Raw genomic sequence first — 12,429 nt, 5'->3', positions numbered from 1 at the left:
AAGGCCTTGCCCCATGGTTCTGCGTTTTCGCCCCGTCGTCACGTCACGTTTCGCCCTCGGCCTGCTGCTCAGCGGTGGCATCGGCAGCAGCCTGGCTGCGGAAATTGAACTGCCGGCGGTACAGGTCCAGGGCCAGGATGAGTCCGGTTATCGCAGTGAAACCGCCTCGGTCGGCGGTTTCAATGAAGCGCCGCTGCTGGACACTCCCGCCTCGATCAGCGTGATCAACGCCGCCCTGATCAAGGACCAGCAAGCCCGCCTGCTCAGCGAAGTGCTGCGCAACGACGCCTCGGTGGGCGATAGCTACGCGCCGATCGGCTACTACGAAAACTTCGTGGTGCGCGGCTTCTCGCTGAACGCGGCGAGCAGCTACAAGATCAACGGCCGCACCATCACCGGCGAGCAGAACGTCGCCCTGGAAAACAAACAGCAGGTGGAAGTACTCAAGGGTCTGGCCGGCCTGCAAAGTGGGATCTCCGAGCCCAGCGGCGTGATCAACTATGTGACCAAGCGCCCGCAAGACGTGCGTTCGGTGACGGTGTCCACCGACGACCGCGGCAGCGGTTATATCGCCACCGACGTCGGCGGCTGGTTCGGCAGCGAGCGGCAGTTCGGCCTGCGCGCCAACATGGCCCATGAAGACCTCAATTCCTACGTGGAACACGCCAACGGCCAGCGCGACTTCCTGTCCCTGGCGTTCGACTGGAACATCAGCCCCGACGCGGTGCTGCAACTGGATGCCGAATACCAGAACAAACAACAGCGCTCGGTGCCGGGCTACCAACTGCTGGGCGGCAGTGAAGTGCCCCACGATGCATCGCCGAAACAGCTGCTGGGCCATCAAAGCGGTTCCAAGCAGGTCGGTATCGATTCGCTGAACCTCAACGGCAAGTTCGAATACCGCTTCAGCGACCAGTGGAAAGGCAGTGTCAGCGCGGCGCGCAGCAAGGTGGTGATCGATGACTACAGTTCGTTCGCCTGGGGCGGCGACACGAACGGGGTCGGAAACTACTTCGGCTCAGACGGCAACTACGACATCTACGACTACCGCAGCCCCGACGACACCCGCCGCGACGATGAAGTGCAGGCGACCATGACCGGGCTGTTCGACACCGCCGGCCTGGGCCATGAATTGACCTTCGGCACCAGCGCGTTTCGCCGGGTGATCGACAAGCGCAAGGCGGTCAACGAGTACATCGGCAGCGGCAATATCAATCAGGACGCGCCGACGTTTGCGCCGACCAACGTACCGCTGAACGACAGCCATCGCACCCTCGACAGCCGCCAGTACGGCGTGTTCGTCACCGACCGCATCCGCTTCAACGAGCAGTGGCAAACCCTCCTCGGCGGTCGCGAAGTGCGCCTCGATGAACAAGCCTTTGACAGCAATGGTGACCAGGCGCGCCACACTCAGCAATATGTGTTCCTGCCCCAGGCCTCGCTGATCTATAAGCCGATTGAAAACATCTCGCTGTACACCAGCTACAGCAAGGGCCTGTCCCTGGGCGGCACGGCGCCGTGGTTCGCGAACAACGCGGACGAGACCCTGGCCCCGACCGTGTCGCGACAAATAGAAGCCGGCGTGAAATACGACTGGCGCCGCATCAGCTTCGCCGCGGCCGTGTTCCAGACGCGCCAGGCCTACCAGTACGCCAAGCCAGATGGCGCCGGGAGTTTCACCTACGTGCAACAAGGCGAACAGAAGAACACCGGGCTAGAACTGTCGGCGAATGGTTGGGCCACCGACCGCCTGCAGATCGCCACCAGCGTCGCGGCGATTCGGGCGCGGGTCAGCGGCAGCGGCACGCCGGACTACGAAGGCCACCAGGCGATCAACGTGCCCAAGCTGCGTGCCAGTGTCTACGCCGACTATGCGCTGCCGTGGGTCAACGGCCTGGCGGTCCTGGGCGGCGTGCAATACAGCGCCAAGAAGTACGCCAACCGCAGCGGCAACGTCGAGGTCGGGGACTATGCGGTGGTCAACGTCGGCAGCCGTTACACCACCAAAGTCGATGGCTATGAAACGGTGTTTCGCCTGAGTGTCGACAACCTGTTCGACAAACGCTACTGGCGCGACGCGGGCGAGTACATGGGCGATGACTACCTGTTCCAGGGCGCGCCGCTGACCGCGCGCCTGAGTGCCTCGGTCAACTTCTGACCGCGCACGGCCCCGGGCTTACTTGGGCATCTTGCGAAAGCCCACCGCCAGGCGGTTCCAGCTGTTGATGGTGGCGATGGCGACGCTCAGATCGACCTGTTCCTGGGGGCTGAACTCGGCGGCGAGTGCGTTGTAGTCTTCGTCTGCGGCGCGGGTCTGGCTGACCAGGGTCAGGCTTTCGGCCCAGGCCAGGGCGGCGCGTTCACGCGGGGTGAAGAACGGCGTTTCGCGCCAGGCCGACAATGTGTACAGGCGGCGTTCGGTCTCACCACCCTTGCGCGCATCGGCGGTGTGCATATCGAGGCAGAAGGCGCAGCCATTGATCTGCGACACGCGCAGGCGCACCAGTTCCAGCAGGGGCAGTTCGATGGACAGTTTGCCCACTGCGGTTTCCAGGGCGAGCATGGCTTTCATGGCGTCTGGGGAAGCGGTGTAGAAATCGGTACGGGGTTGCATGGTAGAGCTCCTGAACACTGGAAATTGGTGGCCAGATTAGTCAGCGCAGCACTCAGGAGAAATAGCCAATTCCGGCAAAGATCAGGTAGCCAATGTGCCCACGGGCTCAGCCCCTCAGCGCGGCAGCGGAATCACGCGCAAAGGCCGCACCGATTTGTAGGAAAAGCTCGAGTAGATCTCTTTGACGCACGGCAATGTCTGCAACACCTCCCGCGCGAATTCGCCAAACGACTCCAGGTCCTTGGCCACCACTTCCAGCAGGAAGTCATAGCGCCCCGAGACGTTATGGCAGGCGACGATTTCCGGAATGTCGAGCAAGCGCTGCTCGAACGCCCGCGCAATTTCCTGGGTATGACTCTCCATCATGATGCTGACAAACGCCGTCACCCCATAGCCCAACGCCTTGGGCGACAGGATCGCCTGGTAACCGCTGATCACCCCGCTCTCTTCCAGGTTCCTGACCCGCCGCCAACACGGGGAGGTGGTCAGGGACACGCGCTCGGCGAGCTCGGCCACGGTCAAGCGGGCGTTGCCTTGCAGTGCGTTTAAAAGCGCCTTGTCAGTGCGATCCAGACTGAGGGGCATAACGTGCCTCTAATCATTATTTTTAGGAAGGTTTCATCCCATTGCGCGGGATTTGTCAGCAAATATTGCAAAGTTCAGCTGTGGTTATGAGCATAGCATTGTAGGAAATAAGGAGTGTCCGACATGAACAATAAACACAATGCATTCGGCTTTTCCACCCGTGCCATCCACCACGGTTACGACCCCAAGGACCACCACGGCGCCCTCGTACCGCCGATCTATCTCAGCGCCACGTTCGCCTTCCCCACCGCAGAATACGGCGCCGCGTGTTTTGCCGGTGAAGAAAGCGGGCACTTCTACACACGCATTTCCAACCCGACCCTGGCCCTGCTGGAAGCGCGCATGGCGACCCTGGAAAACGGCGAGGCCGCCGTCGCCTTCAGTTCCGGTATGGGCGCGATTGCCGCCACCTTCTGGACCCTGCTGCGCCCCGGCGACGAGGTAATCGTCAGCCAGACACTCTACGGCTGCACTTTCGCCCTGCTGCACCATGGCATCGCGGAGTTCGGCATCAAGGTGCGCCATGTCGACCTCACCGACCTGGATGCACTGCACGCCGCGCTGTCCCCGGCCACGCGCATGATCTACTGCGAAACCCCGGCCAACCCCAACCTGCAACTGGTCGATATTGCCGCCGTCGCTACGCTGGCGCACCAGCAGCCCAACGTCATCGTGGTGGTCGATAACACTTACTGCACGCCGTACCTGCAACGGCCCCTGGAGTTGGGCGCCGATGTGGTCGTGCATTCGGCCACCAAGTACCTCAGCGGGCATGGCGACATCACCGCCGGCATTGCGGTGAGCAACCACGCACTGGCGCAGCGCATTCGTCTGCAAGGGCTCAAAGACCTGACCGGTGCGGTCATGTCCCCGCAGGACGCATCGCTGCTGATGCGTGGCCTCAAGACCCTGGCCCTGCGCATGGACCGCCATTGCAGCAACGCCCAGGCAGTGGCCGAAGCCTTGCAGGCCCACCCCGCCGTCGAGCGCGTGACGTACCCGGGGTTGCGCTCATTTCCCCAGTACGAACTGGCGGCGCGGCAGATGCGGATGCCCGGCGGGATGATTGCCTTCGAGCTCAAAGGCGGGATCGCGACCGGCCGGCGCTTCATGAACGCACTCAAGCTGTTCAGCCGCGCGGTCAGCCTGGGCGATGCCGAGTCCCTGGCCCAACACCCGGCGAGCATGACCCACTCCACCTACACCCCGCAGGAGCGGGCAGCCCACGGGATCAGCGAGGGGTTGGTGCGTCTGTCGGTCGGGCTGGAGGACATCGCCGACCTGCTGGCGGATGTGCAGCAGGCTTTGACCAAGTGTCTGCGGGCTGCGCCGCGTGCGACACAGGTGGTCGAGCATGCGATGAAATAGCGCTCAGTCCACGGCCACCGTGGCCTCGCCGCAGGCCCCTGTCTGCGGCACCAGGTGAATATCCACGCGACGGTTCGCGGCGCGCCCGACGTCGGTTTCATTGCTGGCAATCGGCTGACTGGCCGCGAAGCCCTGGACGGCAAAGCAACTGTCGGCGATGTCGCCCATGCGCTGCATCCAGTCGCGCACGGCAGAGGCGCGGGCATGGGACAGCGCCAGGTTCTGTTCGACGGAACCGGTCGCGTCCGTATGCCCGGCGACCACGATCAGCCAGCCGGGTTGGGCTTTGATGTCGACCAGGGCATTGATCAGCACCTTGGCCGAGCCTGGCTTGAGCGTGGCACTGCCGGCATCGAACAGCGACAGGCTGTCCAGTCGAACGGGGTCGGGCATAAGGGGTTCAGTGCCTGGACCGGCCAACCACATGCGCCAACCGATCCCTGCGAGCAAGGCAACGATCAGCGCCCCGAGCAGCCCCCACAGCGCGATGCGTGGCCGGCGCGCCACCACTGCGGGTGGCGGCAGGATCACCACGGGGCTCACCAGCGCCGGCGCCGGCAACCTGAGCGGCGCGAGCATCGTGCCGTCCGGCGCGGGGCTTTGCTCCAGGCGCTGGATCAAGCCGCCGACCTGATAGCGCAGGGCGTGCAGCGGTTGTAGAGGGTGGTCTAGATGAGCCCGCAAACGCACCTGCAAACGGGCCAACTCAAGGTCCAATTGAACCAGCGCGGGCACGCCGTGGGCGGTCATCGCCCGGCTGCGCAGCACCAGTTGCAGTTGCTCGAACAACCATCCCAGCAAGTCCACGCGCGCCGACGCCATCGGCGGCCACAGGCGCACCCACTCACCGCCCAGCGCCTCGATCAACGCCACACCTTGGGTGATGCCCTCGACCCCATGACGCTGGCCGCGAGCCAAGGTGTAAAAGCACGCGCTGTGCAACTCCGCGCCGTTTTGCTGGAACAGCGCAAGGCAGCCTTGCTCGACCTTGGCCCAGTCCACATCCGGGCAGGCGGGATGGCTGAGCTTGGCCAATTCCTCGCGCAAAGCGATGAACTCACTGAAGCCGCGCGGATCACCGCCGACTTGAATACGCATCTCAAACAACGCCGTCATCGGGTTTCCCTTGCGTTATCGGTTCAAGGCTTCGACAGGTAATGCTGTCGCTTCAAGTGACGCACCAGCACCCGGCCTTCGGGTGTCAAGCGGGTACCGAAGGTCACGTGCTGCCCATCCTTCAATTGCATGTCCAGGGCGTACTCCAGATGCCCCGGCAGCACCTGGGGCAGCAGCTCGATGGTGATCGCCGCCAGACGCGGCTCGTACTTGAGCAACGTGTCGGTCATGACGCCGATCAGGCCTTGGGCCGTGGCGGGCAACCCTTGCAGGATCAGGCCCATGTCCGGCAGCCCGTAATCCGGCAGATGGCTGAGCGCGCCCGCTCGGCTGTTGAGGATGCGCTGCAGGTTGTCCAGCACCGAGAGGGTGTGCTGGTCCGCCTCGCAGACCCGCTGCAGGTCCAGTTCACCGGCGAAATTCTGCAACAGGCGTTCGTAGAGCGAAGGGGTGTACTCGGTCATGGCTCAATCCTTCGTCAATGGGCGCAGGATCAAGCGGTTATCGCCCAGTTCGATCACCCGTGCGCGATCCGGGTCGAGGTCGTCACGCGTCAATGTCAGGCGCCAGCTGTTCTGCCGGGTATCGGGGTCGCGAAACAACGCCACCAACGTGACAAACTGCGCGTCCTTGTCCATCGGCACGTTCAGCTGAGCGCCTTCTTCGGGCTTTACCACCACCGAGTGTTTGTCCAGTAACGCACGCGCGAGCAAGCGCTCGTCATCGCCCAGCAGGCCTTCGTAGGTCGCCAGCTCCACCGCCTTGCTGTCGCGCAATTGGTAAACCCGCACCAGGGTCGGCACCGACAACGCACGCATGTCCGTGGCATCGGTGTTCAGCGCCGTGCGCGCGCTGAAATCCAGATGCAGGGTGTTGACCTGCTTGTAGAAGATCGCCTTGGCGGTGGATGCCGTGCCATCCGCCACGGTCTGGGCCAACCCACAACCGCCGAGCGGTAGCGTGAAAGCCGCCAGCAGCACAAGATTAAAAACGGTACGCGACATGCTGTGTCTCCCTGTTGCGCGGGTTAATCGAAAGGCCTTGGTAGCGCCCCAGGTTGATCGTGAGGGTCTCGTGTTCCGTCGTGCGCCAGGCGCTGTCTCCCAAGCCCAGTACACCGGTCATGCCGAGCCGGAGGGTGGCCAGCCCCAACACCGGCGCAGGCAGGCTGTGCAACGGCAGCGACAAGCGCAGTTTCGCCGTGCAACGCCACCCCAGGTAAACGCGCAACAGCACCCGCAGGTCGCGGTGTAGCTGGCCGTCGGGGAGCCAGCCACGGGCTTCCTGGGCGTGCTCGGTATAGAGCGTCAGACCGAACTGGCTGTTGGCGTCGCGGCCGATACGCCCCAGCGGCGTGCCCTGGGCCAGGCTCACCGGACGTTGCCGGGCCAGGCTCACCGGACGTTGCCGGGAGAGGCTGGCCGGCGCCGCCAACGTAATGTTCTGCGGCCAATGCGGAGTCACCTGCACCTGGGTGTCGGGGGCGAGCAATTTGACCAGTGCGACGATGCCTTGTGCATTCCGCGTGGGCAGGCGCATCACGCTGAGCAAGGCCAGAAAGCGCGAGACCGGCGTGGCGACCTGTTGCGCGGTGCCGGGAATGCCCAGGCCGATCAGGCCCAGCAGGCATTGCGAGGTGGCATCGGTGCCACCCGCTTCGAACGTCGCCGGGTAGGAGTACTTGCGCCAGATCCGGTAGAACTGGGTGAAGATCCGGTGATTGAACATATCCAGGAAGGCTTCCAGCGCTTCATGCCCCTCCCGACGCTGCGCGATGTCATCCAGGTACACGGTCGGCATCGGCGAATCGACCCCGTACAACCCAAGCAAGCGCGTGCGTACCGTCGCCGCTCGCTCCGGGTGCGCTTCATCGATTTCAATCGACTTCAACTCGCCGGCCGGAAAGCCCATGCCCGGATCGGGCCGAAAGCGCACGGCGTCATCCGCCGGGTGCGCGGTGCTGCCCAGCGGCGGATGGTCGGGCAAGGCCTGTTCCAGCAACTGGCAAAAACGCTGCAGATTGGCCTCGGCCACCTGGCCCTGTAAGGCATCCAGCAAACCGCTGGCTTTCAGCCGGGAATACGCTGACTGTGATTCTCGTTCCATCGCAGGCACTTTCCAGTAGGTTGCAGGATCAGCGTGAGCTGGGTGTACACATGAATGTCGGCATACAAGGCGAAGAAGCGATTGAGCATCTCGCCGAACAGGCTGATGTCGCCCTCCCCTGAAAAGCCGTTGGCATCGAGGGTGATCTCGATATCCACGCCGCGTAGCAAAAAGCCTTTCTCGAAACGTTGGACCAAGTGATGACGGACCTCGACGATCGCCGCCAGACGACGACGGTTGAGTTCGCTGCCCGTCCAGTCGTACAAGGCCAATGTGCCGCGCAACACCTCGGCGTTGTCGAGCATCGGCAGGAAGTTCGAGCCCAGGTGGCTCAGCACCCGCCAGTGAAAGCGGTCGCGGTTCGGTGGGTAGCACGGCAAGCTCGGCGCACACAGGTTGCGCACCCGCAAACCGGCCTGGGGGCTTTGCACCAGCGTGTCGAGCACGGTGCTTTGCAGTGCCTTGCGCGGCAATTGGCCGTGGGTGCCGGTCAGTCGCAACGACAGGCTTTCACGCGTGCGCAGGCGGTCGCTGTCGAAGCCCTCGCCGCCGAGGATCAGCCAGGTGTCATGCAAGCCATTGGCGGCGCGCTTGAGGCGCGTATGGAAGTAGCGTTCGGGAGCCTCGTCACGCAGCATGCCGCCTTTGTGGCGAAAGCTGCTGAACGGCACATAGTCCTGGCGCTCGGCGTTTCGCGAGGCGGTCACGCGGTCCACCGAATAGATCTCGGTATGGCCGTCCTGCAAACGCATGGGGCGCAGCAGGTAGTCGCTTTGCAACGGTGCCAGGGTCAGCGGATCGGCCTCCAGCGCGAACAGGTTGATCACCGGCACCGCATGCAGGCGGATATGCTCGCGGCTCAGGTCGAAATCGGCCGGCCAGGGTTCGCGCAACACCACTTCAAGCTCGAACCAGGCGGCGTCGGGAGCAATCTGCAGGTGCTCCAGGCCACACAGGGTCACGAACATGAATTTTTCGCGGAAACTGAAATACTCCAGCAATAACTGATAACCGCTGAACGCACTGTCGCCCTTGGGCCACAGCCGGTCTTCATCGGCAAACCCCTTGGGTGCAAAATGCCCGGCGACCGGCTGGCGTTCGGTCTGGCCGGGCCAATGCACGAACATCGCTTGCACATTCAGGGTCAGCGCCTGATGCAAAGCACTGGCCAAAGGGGCTTCGGCATTCAGGTACAGCGGCACGCGACTCAGGTCGATCTGGCTCCAGTCGGTCAACGCGCCGCAGGCAAAACGCAGGCGCAACACGGAGCGACCATCCGGGGCGAAGCCGCGCCCGACCGAGGCCAGGGCCAGCGGGCGCAGGGCCAGGTCCTGGGTGGTGGTGTAGCGGCAACGGGTACTTTGGGGCCCGATGGGTTGCGACAGCACTTCAAAGCCCTGCGCGATCATCTCGCTGTGCTTCATCTGCGCCAGTTCCGGCACCAGTTCGACGATCGACAGCGACGGGATGGTGCGCAGGTAGTGTGGCCAGAGCAGGCTGACCAGGCCTTCGGTCAATTCCGGCAGGTCATCGTCGAGTTTTTCCCGCAGGCGGCCCATCAGGAACGCGAAGCCCTCGAACAGGCGCTCCACATAGGGGTCTTGCGCCCCCGGTTTGTCCAGGTTGAGCTGTGCCGCCCGATCCGGGAAGGCCTCCGCGAATTCCTTGCCGGCCTCGCGCAGGTAGCGCATTTCGGCATCGAAATAGCGCAGTGTGAGATTGTCCATGTTCACAGAACGACTCCTGATAGATAAGGGTTAGCCGCACAGCACGGCGGCGCGTACCGGGTCGATGGCGACCAGCGCCGCCAGCAGGGTTTCCATGCGCCGCGCCAGGCAGGGTTTGTCGGCGTCGTTGCGTTGGGCTTTCACGCGCAGCAGCTTGAGCAGGCGCGCCTTGACCTCGAAATGCAGCGCCGGCTCCCAGTCGGCCAGGGCCTGGCGTTGCGCGGTGGCGTCCAGTTCCCCCAGCAGGTGAATGGCCAGGTCGCTCTTGCCATGCTGTTCGGCCACCCGCGCCATCAGCAAGCGCAGCAGCCAGCGCTGGCGCCCGCTGTCGATACCGGGCCGCGTAGCCAGCCACGCCAGCGCGTGATCCACGCCGTCGCTGTCGGCCTGGGCCACGGCCTCACCTTCCAGGGACAAGATGTCCGCATCACTGCTGGCCACGGCCGCCGAGGGTACGGGCAGCCATTGCTGGGGTTGGTTGCCGCTGACGTGCTGGGCAATCCATTCGCGGGTGGTTTCGTCGGCGAACGGGGTGCCGTCACTCCAGCACAGCACCTCCAGGCCCGGCAGGCGCTCGAGGAACATGCCCAGGTCACGTTTGGTGATAGCGGCCCAGCGGTCCTGCGGTGCGGGTTGTTTGCTCAAGGCCTGATACAGGTACCATTGCAGGTCGAGCCAGAAATGGTTCACGCCTTCGGCATACATCCGCTCGACCTGTTCGATCAACTCCGCCCAGTTCTGTTGCAGGTACAAACGCTTGAGCTGTGCCCGATAGTCTGCACGCGGCGGCGCCAGGCGCGTGTTGCCGTTGACCTCCTGAGGCGGCGTCTGATGCACGGTGTCCCAGCGCAAGCTCTTCATCAGTCGGTGAGCGGCCAGCCAGCCCAAGGGTTGCTCGCGCAGGTAGCTCGCCAGGGCCCGGCCGCTGTCCAACAGGTCCCGCCCGGATTTGATCATCGTCGGCGGCGACGCGTTGGCATGCACAGTCGACTCAAGGCTGGCGGTGTGTTGCGGGACCAATGCGTCCATCCCGCCGGACTGCGCCAGTCGCGCCGACAATGCCGCGTACAGCGGCTGCAGATCCGGACGCTGCTCCGGCGCCCACCCACTCAAGCCGCGCTCCAGCCAGGCGAGCGCGGCGGCGGTGCGCTCGGCTTCGGCCTTGACCACTTCCGGGTACAGCGACAGCGTGTCCAACACCTTGCCACTGGCCAACCATTCCAGGGCCATCTTGCGGCTGTTCGGACGGCTGGGCAGCACCGCGTCGGCAAAGCGCTCCACCAGCGCGGCCAACAGACTCAAGCCATCCGCCAAGCCGAGTTCGCCGTCTTTGTGCAAGCGCGCCCACAGGTAGTACGTGGCGACGCGCAAGTCCTTGCAGCGCTGGGTCAGCAGCTTCTGCGCCAGTTGGGCAACCTGCTCGGCATCGGCACCCGACAGTTTGTTGACTTCTTCGCGCATGCGTTGGAAGTCATCGTCGTAGCCGGGGTCGTCGCCGACGGGGGATTCGGTGCTGATGGGGTGTAGCCAGGGTTGCCAGTGGGCGGCGTGTTCGTGTGCGACAGACAGTGCGTCACGCTCCCCAAGGCAGCGGGCGATCAAGGCGCGCAGGCTCATTCGGACCCCTCGCTCACGCCAGCGGGCTGTGTTACACCCTCATGCTTGCCGCGCGTCTGCACACGCTTCTGGAATGGATATAGATGCTGACGCAGAATGCCGTCCGGCAACGGCTCGCCAAACACTCCGTAGCGCGTTGGCCAGTCCTTTGCGGGCAATTTGAATGTTCCAAACACCCTATCGATCAGCGGCAGGTGAATCGCATAGTTTTTGTAGCGGTAGTCTGGATGACGGGCATGGTGCCAATGGTGGTAGCGTGGAAGTACCAATACGTATTCCAGCCAACCACCTTTGATGCACACATTGGCATGAGCCAGCACCGCCCGGACGCCGACCAGCACCACATAGGCATTCAATGCCTGCGCAGAAAAGCCCAGCAACATCAGCGGCATCAGTACGGCGGTGCGCGTCAATAGCACTTCGACAAAGTGGACACGCGAGCCGGCCAGCCAATCCATCGCCGTACTCGAATGGTGTACTGCATGGAAGCGCCATAACCACGGCACCGCATTCTTGGCATACAGCTTTTCCAGCGGAATAAAGACCGCCGCGGAGATGAGGAGCACCAATCCGAGCAGTAGCAGGCTACGCGCCAATTGTTCGTTGTAAACCTTGCGCAGTTCGGTCGTGGTCAGCCACTCGGGAAGCAAAAAACACAACACGGCCAGCAGACTCAACAGCCCGAGCGCAGCGCAGATATAACCGCTGATACGCCCCTCGCCGAATTTGAACGGAGCGTGGCCATGGTCCCGAAGATACGTTTTAATTTTTTGCATTACACATCCTTTGTATCCAATACCTGTTAAGGGTGTTCCTTGGTTACGTCAGCGCGCCGATGGAACAGTGATTCACCGGAGTTCGAAACTCCCGTTCTGCGCATAGGGTTCTTCTGCGGCGCCCTCATTGAGAAATATCTGTTGCGGCAACCTGAAATCACGCAGCTTGAGCAACGCCAGCGGCCCCGCATCCAGTTCGGTGCGCAGGTGCCACGTCAGGTTCAGGCCGTCGGGCGCCTTGAGGGCCAGGCGGTAGCGGCTGTTGCCGTCGTCCAATGGCGTGACTTGGGCGTTTTCCAGCAGGCGGATCAGGCCCCAGGTGCCGGGGTAGTCGCCAAATAACCGCTCGCCGGCATGCACGCTGGTCCAGCTGAGGCTCACGCCGGGATAGTCGCTGCGTCCCGGCCAGTTGAAACGCTGCCAGCTTTCTTTCTGGTTGAAGTACTGGTGCCGGTCGCCGTTGAGGATGAAGGTGGTTTGCACCACGTCGCGCACGGGTTTGCCTTGCAGTTCAAAGCTC

The 12,429-nt window shown here is 63.4% G+C and carries 12 protein-coding genes; 2 read left to right on the top strand and 10 right to left on the bottom strand.

The genetic code is table 11. The annotated features are described in order from the left end of the window. Positions 1 to 13: 13 nt before the first annotated feature. A complete protein-coding gene (locus C8K66_RS27225) occupies positions 14 to 2,158 on the top strand; it encodes a TonB-dependent siderophore receptor (protein WP_108526522.1) in 2,145 nt (714 codons plus the stop codon). Positions 2,159 to 2,176: 18 nt separating this feature from the next. Here the strand turns inward: C8K66_RS27225 and C8K66_RS27220 are convergent, their stop codons facing one another. Together C8K66_RS27220 and C8K66_RS27215 are read right to left on the bottom strand one after the other, a co-directional pair. Then, entirely contained in the window at positions 2,177 to 2,614 is a 438-nt protein-coding gene (locus C8K66_RS27220) for a carboxymuconolactone decarboxylase family protein (protein ID WP_046383718.1), read from the bottom strand. Positions 2,615 to 2,728: 114 nt separating this feature from the next. Next, positions 2,729 to 3,199: an Lrp/AsnC family transcriptional regulator gene (locus C8K66_RS27215; RefSeq protein ID WP_017846578.1), complete on the bottom strand. Its 471-nt coding sequence runs from the start codon at positions 3,197 to 3,199 to the stop codon at positions 2,729 to 2,731. A 123-nt stretch (positions 3,200 to 3,322) separates the two neighbouring features. Between C8K66_RS27215 and C8K66_RS27210 the strand changes: the two genes are divergently transcribed. Then, positions 3,323 to 4,567, top strand: a complete 1,245-nt coding sequence (locus C8K66_RS27210; RefSeq protein WP_108526520.1) for a methionine gamma-lyase — start codon at positions 3,323 to 3,325, stop codon at positions 4,565 to 4,567. Between the two features lie 3 nt (positions 4,568 to 4,570). Here C8K66_RS27210 and C8K66_RS27205 read toward each other — a convergent pair whose 3' ends face one another. The 8 genes from C8K66_RS27205 to C8K66_RS27170 form a co-directional block, all read right to left on the bottom strand. After that, a complete protein-coding gene (locus C8K66_RS27205; RefSeq protein ID WP_057004700.1) occupies positions 4,571 to 5,683 on the bottom strand; it encodes an OmpA family protein in 1,113 nt (370 codons plus the stop codon). Between the two features lie 23 nt (positions 5,684 to 5,706). Further along, the gene (gene tssE / locus C8K66_RS27200) at positions 5,707 to 6,147 is read right to left on the bottom strand and encodes a type VI secretion system baseplate subunit TssE (protein ID WP_102618894.1); all 441 of its coding nucleotides are present in this window, start codon (positions 6,145 to 6,147) and stop codon (positions 5,707 to 5,709) included. Positions 6,148 to 6,150: 3 nt separating this feature from the next. Beyond that, entirely contained in the window at positions 6,151 to 6,687 is a 537-nt protein-coding gene (gene tssJ, locus C8K66_RS27195; protein WP_046383722.1) for a type VI secretion system lipoprotein TssJ, read from the bottom strand. Further along, positions 6,668 to 7,789 carry a type VI secretion system baseplate subunit TssG gene (tssG, locus tag C8K66_RS27190; RefSeq protein ID WP_108526518.1) on the bottom strand — a complete coding sequence of 374 codons (1,122 nt, stop codon included), beginning with the start codon at positions 7,787 to 7,789 and terminating at the stop codon, positions 6,668 to 6,670. Before tssG ends, tssJ begins: the two co-directional genes overlap by 20 nt. Then, positions 7,753 to 9,522: a type VI secretion system baseplate subunit TssF gene (tssF, locus tag C8K66_RS27185; protein WP_046383724.1), complete on the bottom strand. Its 1,770-nt coding sequence runs from the start codon at positions 9,520 to 9,522 to the stop codon at positions 7,753 to 7,755. The genes tssG and tssF overlap by 37 nt, the downstream gene beginning before the upstream one ends. Positions 9,523 to 9,546: 24 nt before the next feature. Next, the gene (tssA, locus tag C8K66_RS27180; protein ID WP_108526516.1) at positions 9,547 to 11,133 is read right to left on the bottom strand and encodes a type VI secretion system protein TssA; all 1,587 of its coding nucleotides are present in this window, start codon (positions 11,131 to 11,133) and stop codon (positions 9,547 to 9,549) included. Further along, positions 11,130 to 11,909 (bottom strand): sterol desaturase family protein, encoded by a 780-nt coding sequence (locus C8K66_RS27175; protein ID WP_082643840.1) that lies wholly within the window; start codon positions 11,907 to 11,909, stop codon positions 11,130 to 11,132. Before C8K66_RS27175 ends, tssA begins: the two co-directional genes overlap by 4 nt. A gap of 72 nt (positions 11,910 to 11,981) precedes the next feature. Continuing rightward, positions 11,982 to 12,429 (bottom strand): type VI secretion IcmF C-terminal domain-containing protein (locus tag C8K66_RS27170; protein ID WP_305891088.1); only part of this gene is annotated, 448 nt, incomplete at its 5' end.

This window comes from Pseudomonas sp. GV105, from assembly GCF_003058185.1.
Lineage (GTDB): Bacteria > Pseudomonadota > Gammaproteobacteria > Pseudomonadales > Pseudomonadaceae > Aquipseudomonas > Aquipseudomonas veronii.
This window is presented reverse-complemented; position numbering and strand designations above follow the sequence as displayed.

Bases quoted from the DNA above. Each gene is read 5' to 3' on its own strand.
- C8K66_RS27225 (WP_108526522.1), top strand. From the start codon at position 14: ATGGTTCTGCGTTTTCGCCCCGTCGTCACGTCACGTTTCGCCCTCGGC.
- C8K66_RS27220 (WP_046383718.1), bottom strand. From the start codon at position 2,614: ATGCAACCCCGTACCGATTTCTACACCGCTTCCCCAGACGCCATGAAA.
- C8K66_RS27215 (WP_017846578.1), bottom strand. From the start codon at position 3,199: ATGCCCCTCAGTCTGGATCGCACTGACAAGGCGCTTTTAAACGCACTG.
- C8K66_RS27210 (WP_108526520.1), top strand. From the start codon at position 3,323: ATGAACAATAAACACAATGCATTCGGCTTTTCCACCCGTGCCATCCAC.
- C8K66_RS27205 (WP_057004700.1), bottom strand. From the start codon at position 5,683: ATGACGGCGTTGTTTGAGATGCGTATTCAAGTCGGCGGTGATCCGCGC.
- tssE (WP_102618894.1), bottom strand. From the start codon at position 6,147: ATGACCGAGTACACCCCTTCGCTCTACGAACGCCTGTTGCAGAATTTC.
- tssJ (WP_046383722.1), bottom strand. From the start codon at position 6,687: ATGTCGCGTACCGTTTTTAATCTTGTGCTGCTGGCGGCTTTCACGCTA.
- tssG (WP_108526518.1), bottom strand. From the start codon at position 7,789: ATGGAACGAGAATCACAGTCAGCGTATTCCCGGCTGAAAGCCAGCGGT.
- tssA (WP_108526516.1), bottom strand. From the start codon at position 11,133: ATGAGCCTGCGCGCCTTGATCGCCCGCTGCCTTGGGGAGCGTGACGCA.
- C8K66_RS27175 (WP_082643840.1), bottom strand. From the start codon at position 11,909: ATGCAAAAAATTAAAACGTATCTTCGGGACCATGGCCACGCTCCGTTC.